Source organism: Neoroseomonas alkaliterrae, from assembly GCF_014199195.1.
Classification (GTDB): domain Bacteria; phylum Pseudomonadota; class Alphaproteobacteria; order Acetobacterales; family Acetobacteraceae; genus Neoroseomonas; species Neoroseomonas alkaliterrae.
On the sequence record NZ_JACIJE010000006.1, the window covers coordinates 192,998 to 215,373 of the forward strand.

Annotated in this window: 20 protein-coding genes; 16 read left to right on the forward strand and 4 right to left on the reverse strand. The window is 73.5% G+C overall.

Translation table 11 applies throughout. The features are described from left to right. Positions 1-8: 8 nt before the first annotated feature. Genes ccoO through FHS88_RS12210 form a run of 8 tightly spaced genes read left to right on the forward strand, consistent with a single transcriptional unit; the run spans position 9 to position 6,528 of the window. Positions 9-743 (forward strand): cytochrome-c oxidase, cbb3-type subunit II, encoded by a 735-nt coding sequence (ccoO, locus tag FHS88_RS12175; RefSeq protein WP_184484979.1) that lies wholly within the window; start codon positions 9-11, stop codon positions 741-743. 11 nt (positions 744-754) lie between these two features. Continuing rightward, positions 755-949, forward strand: a complete 195-nt coding sequence (locus FHS88_RS12180) for a cbb3-type cytochrome oxidase subunit 3 (protein ID WP_246419849.1) — start codon at positions 755-757, stop codon at positions 947-949. 13 nt (positions 950-962) lie between these two features. Then, positions 963-1,826 carry a cytochrome-c oxidase, cbb3-type subunit III gene (gene ccoP, locus FHS88_RS12185; RefSeq protein WP_184484981.1) on the forward strand — a complete coding sequence of 288 codons (864 nt, stop codon included), beginning with the start codon at positions 963-965 and terminating at the stop codon, positions 1,824-1,826. A gap of 25 nt (positions 1,827-1,851) precedes the next feature. Continuing rightward, entirely contained in the window at positions 1,852-3,366 is a 1,515-nt protein-coding gene (ccoG, locus tag FHS88_RS12190) for a cytochrome c oxidase accessory protein CcoG (RefSeq protein WP_184484983.1), read from the forward strand. After that, positions 3,363-3,842 (forward strand): FixH family protein, encoded by a 480-nt coding sequence (locus FHS88_RS12195; protein WP_184484985.1) that lies wholly within the window; start codon positions 3,363-3,365, stop codon positions 3,840-3,842. The genes ccoG and FHS88_RS12195 overlap by 4 nt, the downstream gene beginning before the upstream one ends. Then, complete coding sequence (locus FHS88_RS12200; protein WP_338146545.1) at positions 3,839-6,181, forward strand: heavy metal translocating P-type ATPase; 2,343 nt, start codon at positions 3,839-3,841, stop codon at positions 6,179-6,181. The genes FHS88_RS12195 and FHS88_RS12200 overlap by 4 nt, the downstream gene beginning before the upstream one ends. 3 nt (positions 6,182-6,184) lie before the next feature. Then, the gene (gene ccoS, locus FHS88_RS12205) at positions 6,185-6,346 is read left to right on the forward strand and encodes a cbb3-type cytochrome oxidase assembly protein CcoS (protein ID WP_184484989.1); all 162 of its coding nucleotides are present in this window, start codon (positions 6,185-6,187) and stop codon (positions 6,344-6,346) included. Beyond that, a complete protein-coding gene (locus FHS88_RS12210; RefSeq protein WP_184484991.1) occupies positions 6,343-6,528 on the forward strand; it encodes a hypothetical protein in 186 nt (61 codons plus the stop codon). Before ccoS ends, FHS88_RS12210 begins: the two co-directional genes overlap by 4 nt. Before the next feature lie 24 nt (positions 6,529-6,552). Here FHS88_RS12210 and FHS88_RS12215 read toward each other — a convergent pair whose 3' ends face one another. Continuing rightward, positions 6,553-7,005: an Lrp/AsnC family transcriptional regulator gene (locus tag FHS88_RS12215; protein WP_184484993.1), complete on the reverse strand. Its 453-nt coding sequence runs from the start codon at positions 7,003-7,005 to the stop codon at positions 6,553-6,555. Between the two features lie 119 nt (positions 7,006-7,124). Here FHS88_RS12215 and FHS88_RS12220 point away from each other — a divergent pair, with 119 nt between their 5' ends. Together FHS88_RS12220 and FHS88_RS12225 are read left to right on the forward strand one after the other, a co-directional pair. Beyond that, complete coding sequence (locus FHS88_RS12220; protein ID WP_184484995.1) at positions 7,125-10,508, forward strand: indolepyruvate ferredoxin oxidoreductase family protein; 3,384 nt, start codon at positions 7,125-7,127, stop codon at positions 10,506-10,508. A 103-nt stretch (positions 10,509-10,611) separates the two neighbouring features. Next, positions 10,612-11,757, forward strand: a complete 1,146-nt coding sequence (locus tag FHS88_RS12225; protein ID WP_184484997.1) for an acyl-CoA dehydrogenase family protein — start codon at positions 10,612-10,614, stop codon at positions 11,755-11,757. Between the two features lie 81 nt (positions 11,758-11,838). Here FHS88_RS12225 and FHS88_RS21215 read toward each other — a convergent pair whose 3' ends face one another. Then, entirely contained in the window at positions 11,839-14,598 is a 2,760-nt protein-coding gene (locus FHS88_RS21215; protein ID WP_184484999.1) for a M10 family metallopeptidase C-terminal domain-containing protein, read from the reverse strand. Between the two features lie 1,183 nt (positions 14,599-15,781). On the opposite strand from FHS88_RS21215, the gene FHS88_RS12235 reads away from it, so the two are divergent. Next, positions 15,782-15,961, forward strand: a complete 180-nt coding sequence (locus FHS88_RS12235) for a hypothetical protein (RefSeq protein ID WP_184485001.1) — start codon at positions 15,782-15,784, stop codon at positions 15,959-15,961. A 217-nt stretch (positions 15,962-16,178) separates the two neighbouring features. Then, positions 16,179-17,279 carry a patatin-like phospholipase family protein gene (locus tag FHS88_RS12240; RefSeq protein WP_184485003.1) on the forward strand — a complete coding sequence of 367 codons (1,101 nt, stop codon included), beginning with the start codon at positions 16,179-16,181 and terminating at the stop codon, positions 17,277-17,279. A 63-nt stretch (positions 17,280-17,342) separates the two neighbouring features. On the opposite strand, the gene FHS88_RS12245 is transcribed toward FHS88_RS12240, so the two are convergent. Beyond that, complete coding sequence (locus tag FHS88_RS12245; RefSeq protein ID WP_184485005.1) at positions 17,343-18,017, reverse strand: DsbA family oxidoreductase; 675 nt, start codon at positions 18,015-18,017, stop codon at positions 17,343-17,345. A 129-nt stretch (positions 18,018-18,146) separates the two neighbouring features. Between FHS88_RS12245 and FHS88_RS12250 the strand changes: the two genes are divergently transcribed. The 4 genes from FHS88_RS12250 to FHS88_RS12265 all read left to right on the forward strand — a co-directional run bounded on the left by FHS88_RS12250 (position 18,147) and on the right by FHS88_RS12265 (position 22,001). Next, positions 18,147-19,127, forward strand: coding sequence for an MBL fold metallo-hydrolase (locus FHS88_RS12250; RefSeq protein WP_184485007.1), 981 nt, complete (start codon positions 18,147-18,149; stop codon positions 19,125-19,127). Positions 19,128-19,282: 155 nt separating this feature from the next. Continuing rightward, the gene (locus tag FHS88_RS12255; protein ID WP_246419851.1) at positions 19,283-20,392 is read left to right on the forward strand and encodes a serine hydrolase domain-containing protein; all 1,110 of its coding nucleotides are present in this window, start codon (positions 19,283-19,285) and stop codon (positions 20,390-20,392) included. 110 nt (positions 20,393-20,502) lie between these two features. Beyond that, entirely contained in the window at positions 20,503-21,486 is a 984-nt protein-coding gene (gnd, locus tag FHS88_RS12260; protein ID WP_184485009.1) for a phosphogluconate dehydrogenase (NAD(+)-dependent, decarboxylating), read from the forward strand. Continuing rightward, a complete protein-coding gene (locus FHS88_RS12265) occupies positions 21,483-22,001 on the forward strand; it encodes a gluconokinase (protein ID WP_211842394.1) in 519 nt (172 codons plus the stop codon). The genes gnd and FHS88_RS12265 overlap by 4 nt, the downstream gene beginning before the upstream one ends. Here FHS88_RS12265 and FHS88_RS12270 read toward each other — a convergent pair whose 3' ends face one another. Then, positions 22,002-22,334: a YdhR family protein gene (locus FHS88_RS12270; protein WP_184485011.1), complete on the reverse strand. Its 333-nt coding sequence runs from the start codon at positions 22,332-22,334 to the stop codon at positions 22,002-22,004. Between the last annotated feature and the right edge of the window lie 42 nt (positions 22,335-22,376).

Here is a 22,376-nt window from a genome sequence, read left to right on the forward strand (position 1 = left end):
GGCAGCCCATGTTCGCCTGGCTTCGCGACCACGGCATCATCGAGCGCAACGTGATCCTGATGGGCGTGCTCACGCTCATCACGGTCTCGATCGGCGGGCTGGTGCAGATCGTCCCGCTCTTCGCGGTGGAGACCACCATCGAGCGCGTCTCGGGCATGCGGCCCTACACGCCGCTCGAGTTGCGCGGGCGCGACATCTACATCCGCGAGGGCTGCTACGTCTGCCACTCGCAGATGGTCCGCCCCTTCCGCGACGAGCTCGAACGCTACGGGCATTTCAGCCTCGCGGCCGAGAGCATGTACGACCATCCCTTCCAGTGGGGCTCGAAGCGCACGGGGCCCGACCTCGCGCGCGTCGGCGGGCGGTATTCGGACGACTGGCACGCGGCGCATCTGCGCGACCCGCGGGCGCTGGTGCCGGCCTCGATCATGCCGCCCTACGCCTTCCTCGACCGTCCGCTCGACTACTCGGACATCGAGGCGCGGATGCGCGCGCTGCGTGCGGTCGGCGTGCCCTACACCGACGAGATGATCGCCAATGCGCGCGCCGACCTCGAGGCGCAGGCGCGCCCCGACGCCGACCCCGCCGCCTTCCAGGGGCGCTATGCCCGCGCCCGCCAGGCGGCCTTCGACGGCGACCCGACGCGCATCACCGAGATGGACGCGCTCGTCGCCTATCTGCAGATGCTCGGCACGCTCGTGGACTTCCGCGACGTGACGCCCGCGCAGCTGCGCCAGCCGTGACGGAGGCGACGATGCAGACGCTGATCGACGCCATGCCGCTGTTCCGCAGCCTGTGGGTCGTCTGGTTCTTCGTCCTCTTCCTCGGGATGCTCTGGTTCGTCCTGCGCCCGTCGAGGAGGGCCTACTACGACGCCCAGGCCGACATCCCGCTGCGCGACGAGGCCGGGGACCATTCCCGGCGGCCCGGCGCAAGAAGCCCACGCTGAGGAGCATCGCAGGATGCCGACCAAGATCGAGAAGGACAGCATCACGGGCACCGACACCACCGGCCACGAGTGGGACGGGCTCAAGGAGCTGAACACGCCGCTGCCCAAGTGGTGGCTCTGGACCTTCTACGCGACCATCGTGTGGGGGATCGCCTTCGTCATCATCTACCCCTCCTTCCCCTACTGGCGCGGCACCTCGGGCTGGATCGCGCGCGAGGCGATCGTCGCCGAGATGGCCGAGGTGCGCGCGCAGCAGGAGCCGATGCTGGCCCGCCTGCGCGAGGCGACGCCGGCTGCCATCGCGGCCGATCCTGAGCTGCGCGCCTTCGCCGTCGCGGGCGGGCGCGTCGCCTTCGCCAACAACTGCGCCGGCTGCCACGGCGCGGGCGGGCAGGGCGCGCAAGGCGGCTATCCCGCGCTGGTGGACGACGACTGGATCTGGGGCGGCAGCCTCGAGGCGATCCAGCACACCATCCGCCACGGCATCCGCTCCAATGAAAGCGACGAGCAGCGCCAGAGCATGATGCCGCGCTTCGGCGCCGACGGCCTGCTGACCCCGGCGCAGATCAACGACGTGACCGAGCACGTTCTCTCCCTCACCAACCGCGCGACCGACGCGGCGGCCGCGGGGCGCGGCGCGGAGATCTTCGCCGAGCAATGCGCCTCCTGCCACGGCGAGCGCGGGGAGGGGAACCGCGAGTTCGGCGGCCCGCGCCTGAACGACCAGGTCTGGCTCTACGGCAGCAGCCGGGACCAGATCGCGGCCTTCATCCGCAACCCGCGGATGGGGGTGATGCCCTCCTGGCAGGGACGGCTCGATCCCGCCGTGATCAACATGCTGACGGTCTACGTGCACGCGCTGGGCGGGGGCGAATAGCCCCGCCCCGCGGCAAGGCAGAGCCATGTCCACGATCGAGGCCCCCCATCGCGCCAAGGCCGACAGGCCGGCGGCCGCCCCCCCGGCGGCTGCCGACCAGCCGCTCTACGCGACGCGGCAGAAGGTCTATCCGAAGCGCGTCTTCGGCCTGGTGCGCAGCGTCAAATGGGCGGTGCTCGTCCTCTGCCTCGCGCTCTACTACATCGTGCCCTGGATCCGCTGGGACCGCGGCGAGGGCGTGCCGAACCAGGCCGTCCTCGTGGACATGTGGAATGCGCGCCTGTTCTTCTTCTGGATCGAGCTCTGGCCGCAGGAGATCTACTTCCTCGCCGGCGCGCTGATCCTCGGCGCCTTCGCCCTTTTCGCCGTCTCCTCGCTGTTCGGCCGTCTGTGGTGCGGCTTCACCTGCCCGCAGACCGTCTGGACCGACCTCTTCATGTTCGTCGAGCGCTGGATCCAGGGCGACCGCAACGCGCGCATGAAGCTCGACCAGGGCCCGAGGAACGCCAACTACTGGGTGCGCAAGGGGCTCACGCATCTCGTCTGGCTGCTGATCGCCGCCGCCACGGGCGGGGCCTGGATCATGTACTTCAACGACGCGCCGACGGTGACGCGGGAGATCCTCACCGGGCAGGCGACGCTGAAGGTCTATTTCTTCTTCGCCCTCTTCTCCGGCTTCACCTACCTGCTCGCCGGCTGGGCGCGCGAGCAGGTCTGCACCTACATGTGCCCCTGGCCGCGCTTCCAGGCGGCGATGCTCGACGAGAACTCGCTTGTCGTCACCTACCGCGACTGGCGCGGCGAGCCGCGCGGCAAGGCCAAGGCCGAGGGCGTGGGCGATTGCGTGGACTGCTTCGCCTGCGTCCATGTCTGCCCCACCGGCATCGACATCCGCGACGGCCAGCAGCTCGAATGCATCGGCTGCGGCCTGTGCATCGACGCCTGCGACAGCGTGATGGCGAAGCTCGGCCGGCCCAAGGGGCTCATCGCCTTCGAGACGCTGAAGAACCTCGCCGCCAGCCAGGCGGCGACGGCCGGCATGCCCGCCGGGCCCGAGCGCCATGCCTGCGGCATGAAGGCGCGCAGCGTGCCGCGCTTCATCCGCCCGCGGACGCTGCTCTATGCCGGCGCGCTGTCGGCGGTCGCACTCGCGATGCTGGGCGCCTTCCTGCTGCGCTCGACGCTGGACGTGACGGTGCTGCGCGACCGCGCGCCGCTCTTCGTCCGCCTTTCGGACGGCAGCATCCGCAACGCCTACACCATCAAGATCGTCAACAAGACGCGGGAGGAGGCGCCGCTCGCCCTCGTGCTGCAGGCCCCGCAGGGCTTCGCGCTCAGCGTGCCGGATGCGGCGACGGATCCCGCCGGGCGGCCGCTGCTCTCGCGCCGGCCGGACGGGATCTCGCAGTATCGCGTCTTCGTCACCGTCCCGCCCGGCCAGCGCCTGCCGGAATCGACGCCGGTGAGCTTCCGCCTTCTCGATGCCGGCGGCCGTGCCGCGGCCAGCCAGTCGAGCGTCTTCCTGGGACCGCGATCATGAGCGCAGCCATGCAGGACCACGACCCGAACCGCAGCCGCTGGATCCCCTGGGCCTTCGTGGGCGGCATGTCGGTCGTCGTCGCGGTCAATGGGGTGATGGCCTGGCTCGCCATCTCCACCTTCACCGGCGTGACCGTGCCGCGCTCCTACGAGCGTGGCCGGGGCTACGAGGCGGTGCTTGCGGAGGCGGCGCGGCAGGATGCGCTCGGCTGGACGGCGGAGGTCACGCTCGCCGGCGGCGCGCTGCGCGTGGTCGCGACCGATCGCGAAGGCCGGCCCGTCCATGGCCGCGTCGAGGGCGTGCTGCTGCGCCCGCTCGAGGGCACCGAGCTTCCGCTCGCCTTCACGCCGACCGGCGGCGGCCGCTGGGCCGCCGAGGTGCAGCCGCCGCAGCGCGGCCAATGGGAAGCGCGCCTGACGCTGTTCGGCCCGCAGGAGGCCGCGCTCGACATCCGCCGGCGGGTGATGGTGCCGTGAGCCTGATCGGCCGCGTCCGGCCCGTCGCGACCGCGGCCGTCTCCGCCGGCGCCTGCGCGCATTGCGGCGCGCGCCTCGCGCCCGGCCAGGACCGCTTCTGCTGCGCAGGCTGCGAGGGCGCGCACGCCCTCGTCACCGGCCTCGGCCTCGCCTCCTTCTATGCGCGCCAGATCACCGAGGCCGGCACGCTGCGCCCGGAAGGCGTGGCCGCGGATCTCGACCTCGCCACCTTCGCCGAACCGCTGCCGGACGGGACGCACCGGCTGGATCTCGTCGTCTCGGGCCTGACCTGCGGGGCCTGCGTCTGGCTCGTCGAGCAGGCCCTCGCCGCGGAGCCCGACGTGCTCTCGGCGCGCGCCTCGCTCTCGGCCCGCCGCCTGACGGTCACCTGGCGCGGCGAGGCGGCGCGCGCCACCGAGCTCGGCACGCGCCTCGCGCGCCTGGGCTTCCGCGTCGCGCCCTGGTCGCCCGCCTGCCTGCGCGCCACGGAGGATGCCGAGGGGCGCGAACTCGTCCGCGCGCTCGGCATCGCCGCCTTCGGCTCGATGAACGTGATGCTCGTCTCCGTCGCGGTCTGGGTCGGGACGGACATGGGCGAGGCGACGCGCCACGGGCTGCACTGGCTCGCCGCGCTGATCGGCATGCCGGTCGTGCTGATCGCGGGCATGCCGTTCTACCGCTCGGCATGGTCCGCGATCCGCGCAGGGCGGCCGAGCATGGACCTCGCGGTCTCGCTCGGCGTTCTCGCGACGGCGCTGATGTCGCTGTCGGAGACCGTGTTCAACGGCCCCTACACCTATTTCGACGGCGCGACGGCGCTGCTCGCCCTGCTGCTCGCGGGCCGCGTGCTCGACCGCGCGGCGCGGCGCCGGGCGCGGCAATCCGTGGCGGAACTGCTGGCGCTGCAGGAAGGGCTCGTCGCGCGCCTGCTGCCCGATGGCCGCACCGAAACGGTTCCGGTCGAGCGCATCGCGGCGGGCGAGCGCCTGCTGGTCGCGGCCGGCGAGAGGCTGCGCCTCGACGGCGTGGCGGAGACGCAGACGCTGCTCGACGCCGCGGCGACGACGGGCGAGAGCCTGCCCCGCACCTTCCCGCCCGGCGCCGCCCTGCCCGCAGGCGCGGTGAACATGGGCGCGCCCTTCGTGCTCAGCGTGACGGCGGCGGCGCGGGACGGCTCGCTCGCCGCCATGGCGCGGCTGCTCGAGCGCGCCGAGCAGGCCAAGGGCCGCTTCGTCGCCATCGCCGACCGCGCCTCGCGCTGGTACGTGCCGGTCGCGCATGCCGTCGCCGCGGGCACCTTCGTGCTGTGGTGGGGCGTGCTCGGTTCCGCCTGGCAGGTGGCGCTCGTCAACGCGGTCTGCGTGCTGCTGATCACCTGCCCCTGCGCGCTCGCCCTCGCGGTGCCGGCGGTGCAGGTGGTGGCGGTGGGCGCGCTCTTCCGCCGCGGCGTGCTGGTCACCTCCGCCACCGCGCTCGAGCGCCTCGCCTCGGCCGACCACGCCGTGCTCGACAAGACCGGCACGCTGACCGAGGGCCGGCCGGTGCTGATCCCGGATGCGCAGGCAGAGCCGGTGCTGCGGCGCGCGGCCTCGCTCGCGCGCGCCTCCCGCCATCCGCTGGCGCAGGCGCTGCTGCGCGCCTGCCCCGATGCGCCGCTCGCCGAGAATGTGCGCGAGGTGCCGGGACAGGGGCTGGAGAGCGGGACGGCGCGCCTCGGCTCGCCCGCCTTCTGCGGCCTGCCGCCATCGGCCGATGGCATGACGCTGGCGTTCCGCGACGGCGCGGCGCCGCCGGTCGTCTTCCGCTTCGCCGACCGCCTGCGGGAGGATGCGCCGGGCGCCGTCCAGGGGCTGAAGGAGCTCGGCCTCGGCGTCGAACTGCTCTCGGGCGACGGGGAGGGCGCGGTCGCCGCCGTCGCCTGGCAGGCCGGCGTGCCGGAATGGCGGTCCGGCGCCGGCCCCGCGGCCAAGGCCGAGCGCATCGCCGCGCTCAGGGCGGCGGGCCGCCGGCCGCTGATGGTGGGCGACGGCATCAACGACGCCGCCGCGCTCGCCGCCGCCCATGTCTCGGCGAGCCCGGCCGGCGCGACAGACCTCGCGCAGACCGCCTCAGACCTCGTGCTGCAGCGCGAGGGCCTTGGCAGCCTGCCGGCCGCGATCCGCATCGCGCGCCGCGCCCAGGCGATCGCGCGGCAGAACATCGGCTTCTCCCTGGTGTACAACGTGCTCGCGGTGCCGATGGCGGTGGCCGGGCTCGTCACGCCGCTGATCGCGGCGGTGGTGATGGCCTCCTCCTCCCTCGTCGTCGTGCTCAACGCGCTGCGCGCGGGGAAGGAGTGAGCGATGGACAGCCTGCTGCTGCTGATCCCGGTTTCCCTGTTCCTGGGCTTCCTCGGCCTCGTCGGCTTCCTCTGGGCGCTGCGTTCGCGCCAGTACGAGGATCTCGACGGCGCCGCCTCCCGCATCCTTTTCGACGACAAACCCCGCAAGGAGACGCCGCAATGAGCGCAAACCGCGTGTTCTTCATGGTGCTGTACGGCCTGCTCGCGCTGCTCGGCGTGATCCTGGCCGCGGCGGCGCGCGATGTCGGCATCTCGCTCTTCGGCTGGGGCCTCGTCGCCTTCGGCGTGCTGAACGCGTTCAACACCATCAAGGTGCATTTCGACGAGGCCGAAGGCCGCCACTGACGCGCGGGCCCCGGCCCCGCGCGCTCAGGGCACCGGCGAGAGCACGCGCTTCAGGCAGCGCAGCGTGAAGGCCGTGCGCGTGTGGCGCACGCCGGGCAGACGATAGATCTTCTCGCGCAGCAGGCGTTCATAGTCGGCGGTGCCGCCGACCGCGGCCTTCAGCACGTAGTCGTATTCGCCGGTCACGAGCCAGCATTCCAGCACCTCGGGCATCGCCGCCACCGCCTCCTCGAAGCGGCGCAGATGCTCGTCGTCGTGGCGTTCCATCATCACCTCGACGAAGACCGTCTCGGGCAGGCCGAGCGCGGCCTGGTCGAGCAGCGCGTGATAGCCCTGGATCACCCCGGACTGCTCCAGGCGCTTCACGCGCGTCCAGCAGGGGGAGGGGGAGAGGCCCACCTCCTCGGCCAGTTCGGCATTGGTCAGGCGCGCCCGGCGGGCGAGGGCGCGGAGGATGCGGCGGTCGGTGGCGTCCATGGCGGAAGGATGTTCCGTCCTTTCGGCGCCGCACAACAGGAATCGGAAGAAAACGCCGCGAAACCCGGCCCATCATCCCGCCATTGGCAGATGCGCGAGGGACGCCCAACATGACCGCCATGGGCAGCATCATCCGGCCGGAGGCCACGCTCGAGGAACGCTGGGACGCCACGGGCGGGCCGGTGCTGCTCACCGGCACCCAGGCGCTGGTCCGCCTGCCCATGCTGCGGCGGGAGATGGACGCCGCGCTCGGCTGGAACACCGGCGGCTTCATCTCGGGCTATCGCGGCTCCCCCCTCGGCGGCTTCGACCGCGAGCTCGCCCGCCAGCAGAAGCGCCTCGCCGCCCATGGCGTCGTCTTCCAGCCCGGGCTGAACGAGGATCTGGCGGCGACCGCGGTATGGGGCTCGCAGCAGGTCGGGCTCTATCCGGGGGCGAAGGTCGAGGGCGTCTTCGGCATCTGGTACGGCAAGGGCCCGGGCGTCGATCGCTCGGGCGACGTGCTGCGCCATGCCAACTGCGCCGGCACCGCGCCGCGCGGCGGCGTGCTGGCGCTGGCGGGCGACGATCCCTCCTCGAAATCCTCCACCATCACCTCGGGCTGCGAATACGCCTTCATGGATGCCGAGATCCCGGTGCTCGACCCCGCCGATGTGGGGGAGGTGCTGGAATTCGGCCTCAAGGGCATCGCGCTCTCGCGCTTCTCGGGCCTCTGGGTCGGCATGAAATGCGTTGCCGACACCATGGATGCCTCGATGACGGTGCTGCTCGATCCCGCGCGCTACGCGACGCGCGATCCGCAGGGCCTGCCCATGCCCCCGGGCGGGCTGCATATCCGCGCCGGCGACGGCCCGCTGCCCCAGGAGGAGCGGCTGCGCCACTTCAAGCTGCCGGCCGCCATCGCCTTCGCCCGCGCGAACGGGTTCGACCGCATCCTGCTCGATGCGCCGGAGGCGCGCTTCGGCATCGCCGTGCGAGGCAAGGCCTTTGCCGTGCTGCGCCAGGCGATGGAGGAGGCGGGCATCACCGACGCGATGGCCCGCGCGCATGGGCTGCGGATCTGGAAGGTCGGCCTCGCCTGGCCGCTGGATGCCGAGGCGGCGCAGGCCTTCGCGCAGGGTCTCGAGGAGATCCTCGTCGTCGAGGACCGGCGCCCGCTGCTCGAATGGCAGCTCCGCGACGCGCTGTTCCACGCCCCCGCGCGCCCGCGCATCACCGGCAAGCGGGATGAGAACGGCCGCCCGCTGCTGTCGGACCTGACGGAACTCGATGCCGGGCAGATCCTGCGCGCGCTCGCCGCCCGCCTGCCGCCGGCGCTGCGGACGGAGCGCCTTGCCGCGCGCATCGCGGAGCTCGACGCGCTCGCCGCCGCGCAGGAGCCGCCGCTGCACATGCGGGACCCGTATTTCTGCCCCGGCTGCCCGCACAACACCTCGACCCGCGTGCCCGAGGGCTCGCGCGCGCTCGCCGGCATCGGCTGCCACTACCTCGCGCGCTTCATGGACCGCAACTCGGACGCCTTCACCCAGATGGGCGGGGAGGGGATTCCCTGGATCGGCCAGGCGCCCTTCACCTCCGAGGCGCATGTCTTCGCCAATATCGGCGACGGCACCTGGGGGCATTCCGGTTCGCTGACCGTGCGCTTCGCCGTCGCGGCGAAGGCCGACATGACCTTCAAGATCCTCGTCAACGGCGCGGTCGCCATGACCGGCGGCCAGACGCCCGAGGGCGAGATCGACGTCCCGCACATCGCCGCGCAGCTTCGCGCCGAGGGCGTGCGGCGCATTGCCATCGTCTCCGACGATCCGGACCGGCACCGGGGCGACCCGCTGATCCCCGCCGACGCCACCTTCCACCACCGCTCCGAACTCGATGCCGTGCAGCGGGAGATGCGCGGCCTCAAGGGCGTCACGGCGATCATCTACGACCAGGAATGCGCCACCGAGCGGCGCCGCAAGCGCAAGCGGGATCTCGCACCGAAGGCCGAGCGGCGCGTCGTCATCAATCCGCGCGTCTGCGAGGACTGCGGTGACTGCTCGCGCGTCTCGAACTGCCTCGCGGTCGAGCCGGTCGAGACCGAGTTCGGCCGCAAGCGCCGCATCGACCAGTCCGCCTGCAACCAGGATTATTCCTGCGTGCAGGGCTTCTGCCCCTCCTTCGTCACGCTGCTCGGCGCGACGCCGGCCGAGCATCACGTCGCCGCCTCGGGCGCCGCGCCGCCCGAGCCCAGGCGCCCCGAGGTGCAGGGCGAGGCGTGGAACCTTCTGATGGCCGGCGTGGGCGGGCAGGGCGTCTCCTCGCTCGCGGCCATCCTCGCGCAGGCGGCGCATCTCGAAGGACGGCCGGTGCGGAGCCTCGATTTCCTCGGCCTCGCGCAGAAGGGCGGCGGCGTCTATGCGCAGCTGCGCATCGGCGCGCCGGGCGCGGCGCCGGAGAGCATCGCAGGCGCGCGCATCGGCGCCGGGTCCGCCGACCTGCTGATCGCCGCCGACATGGTGGTGGCCCATGGCCGCACGGCGCGGCCGCTGCTCGGGCCGGATCGCACGGTGGCGGTGGTGAATGCGGACCTCGCGCCCACGGCGCAGTTCGTGAAGGACACCGGGACGCGCTACCGGGCGGCGGAGATGCTGGAAAGCATCCGCCAGGCCTGCCGGCAGACCATCGCGCTGCCCGGGGCGACGCGGGTCGCCGACGAGCTGGGCGACGCGGTCTATCTGAACGTCTTCCTGCTCGGCATCGCCTATCAGCGCGGGCTGGTCCCGCTGTCGGCGGAGGCGATCGAACGCGCGCTGGAGCTCAACGGCGCGCAGGTGGCGCTGAACAAGGAGGCCTTCGCCCGCGGCCGCGCCGCCGCGCTCGAGGATCTGCGCCCGCCGGCGCCGGCTGCCGAGACGCTGGATGCGCTCATCACCCGCCGCGTGGCCGACCTCACGGCCTATCAGAATGCGCGCTATGCGCGGGACTATGCCGCCTTCGTCGCGCGGGTGCGCGCCGCCGAGGCCGCCGCGCGGCCGGGCGAGGAGCGGCTTGCGCGCGCCGTCGCGGTGCAGCTGCATCGCCTGATGGCCTACAAGGACGAGTACGAGGTGGCGCGCCTGCACAGCCTGCCGGAATGGAAGCAGGCGCTGGCGCATGGCTTCACCGGCACGCGCGCGGTGGAGATGCACCTCGCGCCACCTGCGCTCGGCCAGGCGAAGCGCCGCTTCGGGCCGTGGATGTTCCGCGCCATGGGCTGGCTGCGCCACGGCAAGGTGCTGCGGGGCACGGTGCTCGACCCCTTCGGTCGCACGGAGGAGCGCCGCATGGAGCGCGCGCTGCCGGGCGAGTTCCGCGCGGGCATCGAGCGCTTCCTCGCCGCGCTGCCGGCCTCGCACGCCATGGCCTGCGACTGGGCCGAGGCCTGGGCCGGCGTGAAGGGCTTCGGCCCCATCAAGGCCCGCAACCTCGCCGCCGTGCGCGCAAGCCTCGCGCGCATCGAGGCGCCCGCCCTGGCCGCGGAATAGCGCGCCCGCCGCCATCATCCCGTTGCCAGAGAAGGTTGAGGGGGGCGCGGGGGGAGAAGTTCCCTTCTCCCCCCGCTATCCTTCGCCGCGAGGGAGACCCGCCATGCATGCCTTCGACCTGCCCGAGGCCACCCGTGCGCTGCAATCCGTCGCGCTCGACTTCGCCCGCGACGTGCTCGCGCCCAATGCCCGCCGCTGGGACGAGGAGCGCCATTTCCCGCTGGCCGAGATGCGCGAGGCTGCCGGGCTCGGCATGGCCGCGCTCTATGTGCGCGAGGAGTCGGGCGGCGCGGGGCTGACGCGCCTCGACGCGGCGGTGGTGTTCGAGGCGCTGGCGACGGGCTGCCCGACCGTGTCGGCCTATCTCTCGATCCACAACATGGTCGCCTGGATGATCGACCGCTTCGGCTCCGACGCGCAGCGCGCGGCCTGGCTGCCGTCGCTCGTGACGATGGAGCGCGTCGCCTCCTATGCGCTGACCGAGCCGGGTTCGGGCAGCGACGCGGCGGCGCTGCGCACCCGCGCCGCGCGCGACAATGCGGGCTATGTGCTGAACGGCACCAAGCAGTTCATCTCCGGCGCGGGCGAATCCGACCTCTACCTCACCATGGTCCGCACCGGCGGGGAGGGGCCCTCGGGCATCTCGGCGCTGCTGGTGCCGAAGGAGACGCCGGGCCTCTCCTTCGGCGCGAACGAGCGCAAGATGGGCTGGAACGCGCAGCCGACGCGGCAGGTCATCTTCCAGGATGCGCGCGTGCCGGCGGAGGCGCTGCTCGGCGAGGAGGGGCAGGGCTTCCGCTTCGCCATGGCGGGGCTCGATGGCGGGCGGCTCAACATCGCCGCCTGCTCGCTGGGCGGGGCGGAGGCGGCGCTGGAGATTGCGCTCGACTACACGCGGCAGCGCAAGGCCTTCGGGCGCGCGGTCAGCGATTTCCAGAACACGCAGTTCCGGCTGGCCGACATGCGCACCGAGCTGGAGGCGGCGCGCGCGCTGCTGTGGCGCGCCTGCGCGAAGCTCGATGCCGGCGCGCCGGACGCCACGGCCTTCTGCGCCATGGCGAAGCGCTTCGTCACCGACACCGGATCGCGCGTCGCGGACGAGGCGCTGCAATTGCTCGGCGGCTATGGCTATCTGGCCGACTACGGCATCGAGAAGATCGTGCGCGACCTGCGCGTGCACCGCATCCTGGAAGGCACCAACGAGATCATGCGGCTGATCGTGGCGCGGAAGATGCTGGGCGCACGCTGACGGGCGTGGGCCCGGCTCTCCGCGAGCCCCTCCCGCCAGCCTCGGCCGCGTTCCCGCCGGCCGGCCGGGGCCGCGCGCCGTTCACACCCACAGGATCGCCGCCGGGTCGAAGGCGCCGCCCGCAAGGCCGGGCAGCACGAAGCCCATCTCCGCCCCGCCATTGCCGTCGAGGTCGAGCAGCAGCGTCTGGCTCGCGGCATCGTAGCGGCCCTCGGCGCGTCCGCCGGCGCTGAAGCCCGCGCTGCCGAGCCAGCGGAAGGCACCGGCGGTCGCGATGCCCACCAGCACGATGGCATCGCCCTCGGCCGCGCTGAAGCCGGCGATGGTGTCCGGCGCGGCGGCGGCCGAATCCGCCACGGCGGTATAGACGAAGAGGTCCGCCCCGCCCCCGCCCGCGAGCCAGTCCCGCCCCGCGCCGCCCTGGATGGTGTCGTTGCCCGGGCCACCGATGATGGTGTCGCCGCCCGCCCCGCCCGTGACGAGGGCCGCGCCGCTGCCGGGCCCGATCACGACATGGTCCGCGCCGGCGCCGCCGCGGATCACCTCGACGCCGGTCGCGACCACCGCGATGCCGCCATCGCCCAGCGTCAGCACATCGTGCCCGCCGCCGAGCGCGGCGCTCACCGTCCCATCGGCCGAGGCGATGGTGACATGATCGCTCCCGGCCTGCCCGGTCACGGTCTCGACCCCGCGCAGGACGATGCTGTTCGCGCCCGGCCCGAGCGCGACCGCATCGAGGCCCGCCCCGAGGTCGTAGTCCGCCCCCGCGATGCCGCCGAGCAGCGTGAGGATGTCGTCGCCGCCGCCACCCGTCACGCGCTCCACATCGGCCAGCAGCACGCGGTTGCCGCCCGGCGCCAGCACCACCTCGTCGAGGCCGGCGCCGAGGCGCAGCACCACGCCATCGGCCCCGCCCGCGAGCAGGATCGAATCGTCCCCGTCGCTGCCCGTCACATGCTCGACGCCGGAGAGCGCGATGCGGTTGCCCCCGCGCGTCAGGGCCAGCGTGTCGTATCCCGCGCCGAGATCCACCACGCCATCGGCCATCGCGCTGCCGAGCGTGACCGCATCCTCCCCGCCGCCGCCGATGATGGTCTCGGCCAGCGCGATGGTCGCGCTGTTGCCGCCATCGGCAAGCACCAGGATGTCCGCCCCGGCGCCGAGGTTGAGATGCGCGCCCTGCAGCGGATCGAGCACCGTCACCGTGTCGTCGCCGCCGCCCGCATGCAGATGCGCCACGCCCGAGATGCGCAGCGCATCCGCCGCATCCGAGAGCACCAGCCTGTCCTGCCCCGCGCCGAGCGCGACGAGCGCGTCCTCGGCGGGGGAGAGCAGGATCACCTCGTCCGCCCCGGCGCCGCCGAGGATGGTTTCCGCCCCGGCCACCGAGACGCGGTTCGCCCCGTCGGCCAGCACCAGCACGTCCGAGCCCGCGCCGAGATCCACCAGCGCATCGGTCGAGGCATGGGCGAAGGTCACGTGGTCGTCGCCCGCGCCGCCGATCAGGGTCTCGATCCCGGCGATGGCCAGCATGTTGCCGCCATCGGCCAGGCGCAGCCTGTCCCGCCCCGCGCCGAGATCCACGAAGGCGGGCGCGGCCTGGCCGAGCGTCAGCTCCTCGTCCCCGCCGCCGCCCTGCAGGGCCTCGACGCCGAGCAGCAGCGCGCGCACCGGCCCGCCGCGGATCACGAGGCTGTCGAAGCCGGCGCCGAGGTCGAGGATGCCGTCGAGCACCGCGCCCGTCAGCGTCACGGCGTCGCTGCCCGCCCCGCCGGTCAGCGTCTCGACGCCGCCCGCCTGCAGGCTGTTGCCCCCATCGGCGAGCCACAGGCGGTCAGCCCCCTCGCCGAGGTCCACCACCCCTCCGGCCATCGCCCCGCCCAGCGTCACGCTCTCGGCCCCCGCGGTGCCCTCGATGCTCTCGACGCCGGTGAAGAGGAAGGCGCCGCCTTCGAGCAGCCGCACCCGGTCGGGGCCCGCGCCGCCGATGACGGTCTCGGCCCCGCGCAGGTCGAGCGTGCCGCCGCCATCGCCGAGGACGAGGAGGTCCGACCCCGCGCCGAGGTCGAACGCCGCGCCGGGCCCGAGCGGGCCGGTCACGCGCACCACGTCGTCGCCCGCGCCGGAGACGAGCGTCTCGATCCCGCCGATGAGGATGTCGTTGAGCGCATCGGCGAGCACGATGCGGTCGGCGCCCGCGCCGCCGATGATGGTCTCGGCGCCGCTGACCGTCGCATCGGTGCCGCCATCGCCGAGGACCAGGAGGTCCGCACCCGGGCCGAGGTCGTAGGCCCCCGCATTCGCGCCTTCGAGCAGGATGGTGTCGTCCCCGCCGCCGGCGCTGATCAGCTCGGCGCCGGAGACGGTCACGCGGTCGTCGCCCTCGCTCAGCCAGAGGTCGTCCTGGCCGCCGCCGAGCTCGATCCGCATGTCCGAGACGGCCCCGGCGACGGTGATGGATTCCGTGCCGCTGCTGCCGATCACCGTCTCGATGTCGGGCGCGAGCAGCAGCACGTTGCCGCCCGGCGCGGAGACGGTGAGCCTGTCGCGCCCGGCGCCGAGCGAGACGTATCCGTTCATCGTCGTGCCGGTGAAGACGTCGTCGTCCCCGTTGCCGCCGATCACCGTCTCGATGCGCAGGATGCGCAGCGAGTTGCCGCCATCGGCGAGGACCAGCACGTCGGTCCCGCCGCGCAGCTCGATGCGGCCGTTCACCAGCGGCGTGAGCATGGTGATGTGGTCGTTGCCGGTGCCGCCGATGATGGTCTCGACATTGGCGGCGACGACGAGGTTGGTCGCGTTGGCGAGGGTCAGCCGGTCGGCGCCGCCGCCGAGGTCCACATAGGCGCCGGCGAGCGCGCCGCTGACCGTGATGTCGTCCGCGAAGGCCCCGCCGACGAGGGTGGAGAAGGCGGCGAGCGTGGCGCTGTTCGGCGAATCCTGGGGGAGGGTGATGCTGGACAGGGCGAAGGCCTCCGGCGGGGGGCGGCGCGCGGCCGCGCCGTTCCCCCGCAGGATGAGCGCCTGTCTTTAGAAGGAGACGAATTTTCGAGACGAATCCAGGAAAAAGCGATCCTGTCTCGTGCGGCCATCAGGTCTTGATCTGGCCTCCGCCGGGACCCCGCCCGCGCCCCGGCGGGTCGCTCGGGTCGTTGTCGCTCGGGCCGGCGGGCTGCTGGCGGCCCGGGCCGCCGCGCCCCTGGCCGGGCGGGTCGCTCGGGTCCGAATCCGAAGGGCCGAGCGGACGCCCGCCGCCCTGCGGCCCGCGCCCCCGGCCGGGCGGATCATTGGGGTCGGCGTCGGAAATGCCGCCCCGCTGGCCGCCGCCGCGCCCCTGGCCTGGCGGGTCGCTCGGATCCGAATCGGAGGGGCCAAGCGGGCGACCGCCACCCTGCGGCCCGCGCCCCCGGCCGGGCGGATCATTGGGGTCGGCGTCGGAAATCCCGCCCCGCTGGCCGCCGCCGCGCCCCTGGCCGGGCGGGTCGCTCGGATCCGAATCGGAGGGGCCGAGCGGACGCCCGCCGCCCTGCGGCCCGCGCCCCCGGCCGGGCGGATCGTTGGGGTCGGCGTCGGAAATGCCGCCCCGCTGGCCGCCGCCGCGCCCCTGGCCGGGCGGGTCGCTCGGGTCCGAGTCGGAGGGGCCGAGCGGACGCCCGCCGCCCTGCGGCCCGCGCCCCCGGCCGGGCGGGTCGTTGGGGTCCGCATCGCTGATGCCCGGGCCCGGCGGGCGCGGTTCCGGCGGTGTCGGGCTGCGGCCCGGCGCGCCGTCGCCGCCTTCCGGTCCCTTTGTTCCCTGGGCGGAGGCGAGGCCCGGCACGCTCGCCGCGCCGCCTGCCGCCGCCGCCCTGACCATCAGGAGGCGCCGGGCGAGGCGGCGGTCGTTGCTGTCGGTCATGGCTGGCGTCTCCGCGTGCTGGCGGGACCATTCTCCGCCCGGAGCGGTGCCGACACAATGCCGGAGGCCGGATCCTCGGCGGGCGCAATCAGGCTTGCGTTAATGTTCTCTTTTTGTTCTTATCCTCCCATGAGCACGCGCACCCTTGATGATCCCGGCCTCGCGATCCCGCCGCGCCCCGTCGCGGTCCGCTTCGTCCCCGCCCGCCCGCCGGCGCGCATCGCCCGGCGCATGATGCGGGACTTCACCGGCTTCCTCGCCATCGCCTGGGCGGTCGCCGAGATCGCGCTCTGGGCCGGGGGCGCCTGAGCCGGACCCGCCGGGGCCGGCGCCTTGACCCCGCCCGGCGAGGATTGGCACGCTGCCCTGCCGGGCCCATCTCCCGACCCGGCAGAACGAATTCCGGCATCCGATGGCATTGGGCAGGCGTGTGTTTCTCGGCGCCGGGCTTGCCGGCGGGGCGGGTGTCTGGGTGGCGGCCCGGCACCGGCCGCCCTCGCGCGGGGACCCCGTCCCGCCCGATCGCGTGACTGACGCCTCGGTCCTCGGCATCCCGAATGAGCGCTTCGTCATCGGCTCCCCGCAAGGCGTCGAGGGCCTGCAGCGCGAGATGACGGCCGCGAACATGCGGCGCCGGCGCGCGCTGGGCCTGCCGATCGGGACGCCGCTGCTGCAGCGGAACCTGCTCGCCATCTCGGGCGGTGGCGAGAACGGCGCCTTCGGGGCCGGCCTGCTCTGCGGCTGGACCGAGCACGGGAGCCGGCCGGAATTCGACTTCGTGACCGGGGTGAGCGCCGGCGCGCTGCTCGCCCCCTTCGCGCTGCTCGGTCCCGGCCGCGATCCCGAGATCCGCCGCCTCTTCACCGGCATCTCGACCACGGATGTGATGCGCGAGCGCGGCTACATCGCCGCGCTGCTCGGCGACAGCCTTGCCGACAACGCGCCGCTCCTCGAGACCATCTCGCGCCACCTCGACGCGGCGATGCTCGCCGACATCGCCGCGGCCTACGAGGCCGGGCGCATGCTCCTGGTCGCCACGGTCAACCTCGACGCCCAGGCCGGCATTTGGTGGAACATCGGCGCGATCGCCGCGAGCGGCAGGCCCGGGGCGCTCGATCTCGCGCGCCGCATCCTGCTCGGCTCCTCGGCGATCCCGGGCCTGTTTCCGCCGACCATGCTGGACGTGACGGTGGATGGCCACCGCTACGAGGAGATGCACGTGGACGGCGGCGCGCTGGCGCAGACCTTCCTCTACCCATCCTCCTACGGCGCGCAGCGGCGCGAGCGCATCAGGCAGGGCCTGCCCGTGCCGCGCGCCGCCGCCTACGTGATCAGGAACGCCCGCCTGGGCGCGTCCGGCCCGCAGGCGCCGGTCGGGCGCTCGACCTTCTCGATCGCCGAACGCGCCCTTGCCGCGCTGATCCGCGCCAACGGCTTCGGCGACATCGAACGGATCGCGACCTATGCCGAGCGCGACGGGATCGACTTCAACCTGGCGGCGATCGGGCCGGACTTCCCGCTGCTGCCGCGCGCACGCTTCGACCAGGACTACATGCGCGCGCTGTTCCAATACGGCTACGAGAGGGGCCGCGCAGGCTATCCCTGGGCGAAGCATCCGCCCGGCTGAGGCCCCGCGGCGAAGCCCGGGCCTCGGCCGATCCGCGAGGCCACGCCCCGCCGGCGCCGCGGCCTAGGCGGCCCGCTCGCGCAGGATCTCGACCGCCCTGCGGAAGCCTGCCGCCATGCGCTCGGCCGGCATGGCGCCAGAGAAAAGCAGGTGGCGATCGAGCAGGAAGGACGGCACGCCCGAGATCCCGGCCCGCGCGAGGCCGAGGGATTCCGCCACCACCTCGGCCCGCGCCGCCTCGCCCGCGGCGAAGGCGGCGAGGGCATCCTCCCCCATGCCGGCCTCGGCGCCGAGCCGCGCGAGCGTCGCAGGCTCCCCCACATCCTCGCCTTCCTGGAAATAGGCGCGGAACAGGCGCTCGGCGACGGCGTGCTGCACCCCGTCCGGTGCGGCGAGGCGGATCAGGCGATGGGCCTCGACGGTGTTCGGCGTGCGCGTCATCAGCGCGTGGCGGAATTCGAGCCCGGCCGCGCGCCCGGCCTCGGCGACCTGGGCGTCGAGTTCCTGCGACCGCTCCCAGGAGCCGAACTTCTCCGTCCGGTAGGCGCGCCGGTCCACGCCGCCTTCGGGCATGTCCGGGTTGAGCTGGTATGGCAGCCAGCCGATCTCGAAGCGCAGGCCCTCGGCGGCGAGCAGCGCCAGCGCGGCGTCCAGATGCGCCTTGCCGATCCAGCACCAGGGGCAGATCGCGTCGGAGACGATCTCGAGCCGGCCGGCGGTCGCTTCGGTGGCGGACATGGCGGGCTCCTTCCTGCGGCGTGACGGTCCGAGCATGGGCAGCCGCGGCCCGGCGCACAAGCCGCCGCACTTCCCCCCGCCATGCGCGCGCCCCATCTGAGCGGTGCCTCGTTCCAGGGAGAGACGCCCATGCCCATGCCGCTCGGCCGACGCGCCATGCTCGCCGCCCCTGCGCTCCTCGCCGGCGCCGCGCTCGCGCCCGGCGCGCGCGCCGCGGCCCCGCCCCAGGCCGGCACCGCCAATCCCGGCTTCCACCGCGTGAAGGTCGGCGAGATCGAGGTGACCGCGCTGCTCGACGGCGCCATGGGCGGGGCGGGCGAGCAGTTCATCCCGCGCTTCTTCCCCGACAGCACGCCCGAGAGCATCGCCGCCCTGCGCGAGCGCGCCTGGTTCATGCCCAACGGCCTGCACCAGCCGGTCGGCGCCTATGTGGTGAACACCGGCCGCAACCTCTTCATGGTGGATTGCGGCGGCCATTCCTCCTTCATCCGCACCACCGGGCGCACGCTCGATGCGCTGCGCGCCTCGGGCTACCGGCCCGAGCAGGTGGACACGGTGCTGCTGACGCACATCCACCCCGAGCACGCCCTCGGCCTCTCCTACGACGGCGCCACGGCGAACTTCCCGAATGCCGAGGTCGTCGTCTCGGCCGTGGACCACGCCTTCTGGACCGACCCGGCACAGGAAAGCCGCGTGCCCCAGGGCCAGCGCTTCATCGAGGCGGCGCGGCGCGCCATCCGCCCCTATGCCAACCGCATCCGCACCTTCGACATCGCGCGCGAGGTGGAGGTGCTGCCGGGCGTCTTCTCCGTGCCCGCCCCGGGCCATACGCCGGGCCATGTCTCCTTCCGCTTCGCCTCGGGCAACGAGACGATGCTGATCTGGGGCGACATCGCGCACCAGACCGTCATCCAACTCGCCCGCCCGCGCTGGCGCGTGGGCGTGGACGTGGACCCGGCCATGGGAATCGAGAGCCGGGTGAAGCACCTCGACATGCTGGCCGCCGACCGCATCCAGGTGGGCGGTGTGCATGTGCCCTGGCCGGGCTTCGGGCGGGTGATCCGCGACGGCGAGGGCTACGCCTGGGTGCAGCGGCCGTTCCACGTGTGAGGATGGGGCCCGGAGCGGGGCCTTGCCCCCTCCGGGCCGCTCCCCGGCACAGGCCGAGGGGCCGCCGGACCCCGTGACCGGCGGAGGGCGGGCGGCGCCCCATCCCGCGCCGCGCCCCCTTGGACGCCGCGCCGCTTCCGCGCATGGTCCCTGCCATGACCATGACCTTCCCCGCGCCCCATCCCGCCCCCTGGCCCGAGGCCGCTCCCGCGACGCTCGGCTTCGACGCCGCGAAGCTGGCCGAGGCCGTCGCCTTCGCCGCCGCGCACGAGACGCCCTGGCCCTACGACCTCGCCGGCCATATCGGCCGCGGCGCCTTCGAGCCGCCGCCGGACAACGAGGTGCTAGGCCCCCTCTGGCCGCGCGGCGCGCCCTGCGGGCTGATCACCCGCAACGGCGTGCTGGTGGCGCGCTGGGGCGACACGCGGGAGGTCAGCCAGACCTTCAGCGTCGCGAAGTCCTACCTGTCGCTGCTCACCGGCATCGCCGTGGCCGACGGGCTGATCCCCGACATCGACCGCCCGGTGCGCGAGACGGTGGACGATGGCGGCTTCGACAGCGCCCAGAACGCGCCGATCACCTGGCGGCACCTGCTGACCAACACCTCCGAATGGGACGGCACGCTCTTCGGCAAGGCGGATGCGATCGACCGCGGCCGCAACCTCGGCGTCGAGGGGCAGGGGAAGAAGGGACAGCGCGTCCTCGAACCTGCCGGGACCCACTGGGAATACAACGACGTTCGGGTGAACCGCCTGTCGCTCTCGCTGCTGCGCGTCTTCCAGCGACCCCTGCCGGAGGTCTTCCGCGAGCGGATCCTGGCGCCCATTGGCGGGTCCTCGGACTGGCGCTGGGACGGCTACCGCACCTCCTGGGTCACGCTGAAGGATGGCCGCCGCGTGCAGTCCGTGCCCGGCGGCACGCATTGGGGCGGCGGCGTCGCGATCCATGCCGAGGACCAGGCGCGCATCGGCCTGCTGGCGCTCGCCCGCGGCCGCTGGGGCGGCGAGTTCCTGCTGCCGGCGGCCTGGTTCGGCCTATCCACCGAACCCTGCACGCTCAACCCGCATTACGGCTTCCTCTGGTGGCTGAACTCGGACGGGAAGAAGTATCCCTCCGCGGCGCGGGACGCCTTCTTCGCCTCGGGTGCGGGGGGCAACCTGACCTGGATCGATCCGTCCTCCGGCATCGTCGCGGTGCTGCGCTGGACGGACCCCGCGGCGATGGACGGCTTCATCGGGCGGGTAAGGGCGGCGCTCGCGGCCTGACCCCGGGGCATCCGCCGGGCGGGGCGGCGCTGCCGCAGCGGCGCCTGCACGGGCGTTGCGCGGCCGGCGCCGCTGCGGCAAGCATCCCCGCGACCAGAGGGGGAAGCCGCATGGCGGAGATCGGGATCGTCGGCCTCGGGCGCATGGGCGCCAACATCGCCCGCCGCCTCATGCGCAGCGGTCATCGCTGCGTGGTGTGGGACCGGGACCCGGCCGCCGTCGCCGCGGTGGTGGCCGATGGCGCCGCCGGGGCGGACGATCTCGCGGGCGTGGTCGCGGGACTTTCGGCGCCGCGCGCCGTCTGGGTCATGCTGCCGCACGGCGCGCCGACCGAGGAAGCGATCGCCTCGCTCGGCGGCCTGCTCTCGCCCGGCGATGTCGCCATCGACGGCGGCAACACGCATTGGAAGGACGATGTCCGCCGCGCGGCGGACCTGCGCGCCAAGGGCATCCACTACCTCGACATCGGCACCTCGGGCGGCGTCTGGGGGCTGGAGCGCGGCTACTGCCTGATGATCGGCGGCGAGGCGGAGCCCGTCGCGCGGCTTGCGCCCATCTTCGCCGCGCTGGCGCCGGGGCGCGGCAGCATCCCGGCCACGCCGCGGCGCGAGGGCCGCGCGCCCAATGTCGAGGAAGGCTGGCTGCATTGCGGCGGCCATGGCGCGGGGCATCTCGTGAAGATGGTCCACAACGGCATCGAGTACGGGATGATGCAGGCGCTGGCCGAGGGCCTCGACCTGCTGCGCCACGCCGACAGCCCCGACCTGCCGCAGGAGCACCGCATCACGGTGGACATCGCCGATGTCGCCGAGGTCTGGCGGCGCGGCTCGGTCATCACCTCCTGGCTGCTCGACCTGACGGCGGCGGCGCTCGCCGAGGACCCGGAGCTCGCGAAGTATTCCGGCCGCGTCGGCGATTCCGGCGAAGGCCGCTGGACCGTGCAGCAGGCGGTGGAGACGGCGGTTTCCGCGCCGGTCCTGACGGCGGCGCTCTATGCGCGTTTCGCCTCGCGCGACGAGGGGCGCTTCGCGGGCAAGGCGCTCTCGGCCATGCGCGCGGGCTTCGGCGGGCATCTGGAGCCGAAGCAGGGATGAGCCTCGCCGGCATCGTGGTGATGGGCGTCTCGGGGGCGGGCAAGTCCACGGTGGGCGCGCTGCTCGCCGAACGCCTGGGCTGGCCCTTCGAGGATGGGGATTCCTTCCACCCGCCCGCCAATGTCGAGAAGATGCGCGCCGGCACGCCACTGACCGACGAGGATCGCTGGCCCTGGCTCGCCGCCATCGCCGCGCGCATCACCGCCGCGCGGGCGGAGGGCCGGGGCGTGGTGATCGCCTGCTCGGCGCTGAAGCGCGCCTATCGCGACGTGCTGCGCGCCGGCCATGCCGACATCCGCTTCCTGCACCTGACCGGCGAGCCGGCGCTGATCATGGCCCGCCAGGCGGCGCGGCAGGGCCACTACATGCCGGCGAGCCTGGTGGCGAGCCAGTTCGCGACGCTCGAGCCGCCGGACACCGAGGCGGACGTGATCGACCTCGACGTGGATCCCGATCCGCCGGCGATCGTGCAGAAGGCGGTCGCCGCGCTCAGGCGGCGCGGCGACCTCGCCTGATCATTCGGCCGCCATCGCGAGGCCCGGCACGGGGCCCCGGGTGATCGCGGTCATGCGGTCGCGCACGTCGAAGATGCGGATCTGAAGGTCGGTGATGTCCGGATTGGCCTTCATGCGCGCGACGATCGGGCCGTTGACGTAGGCCTCGGCGCTCGCGCGGCTGTCGAAGAGGTAGATGCCGCCGGCGCGCCGTTCCGCCTCCCCGTCCAGCCAGATCTTCCATTGCAGCCCGGGCACGGCAAGGAACTGCCGCGCCCGCTCGGGCGTGTAGCGCGCCTCCCACTCGGCCTTCGGCATGTCGGGGCGGGTGTAGTTGATCTGCACGATCACCATGGCGGGCTCCTCCCTCGGCGGGAGGTGCAGCCTGCGCCCGCC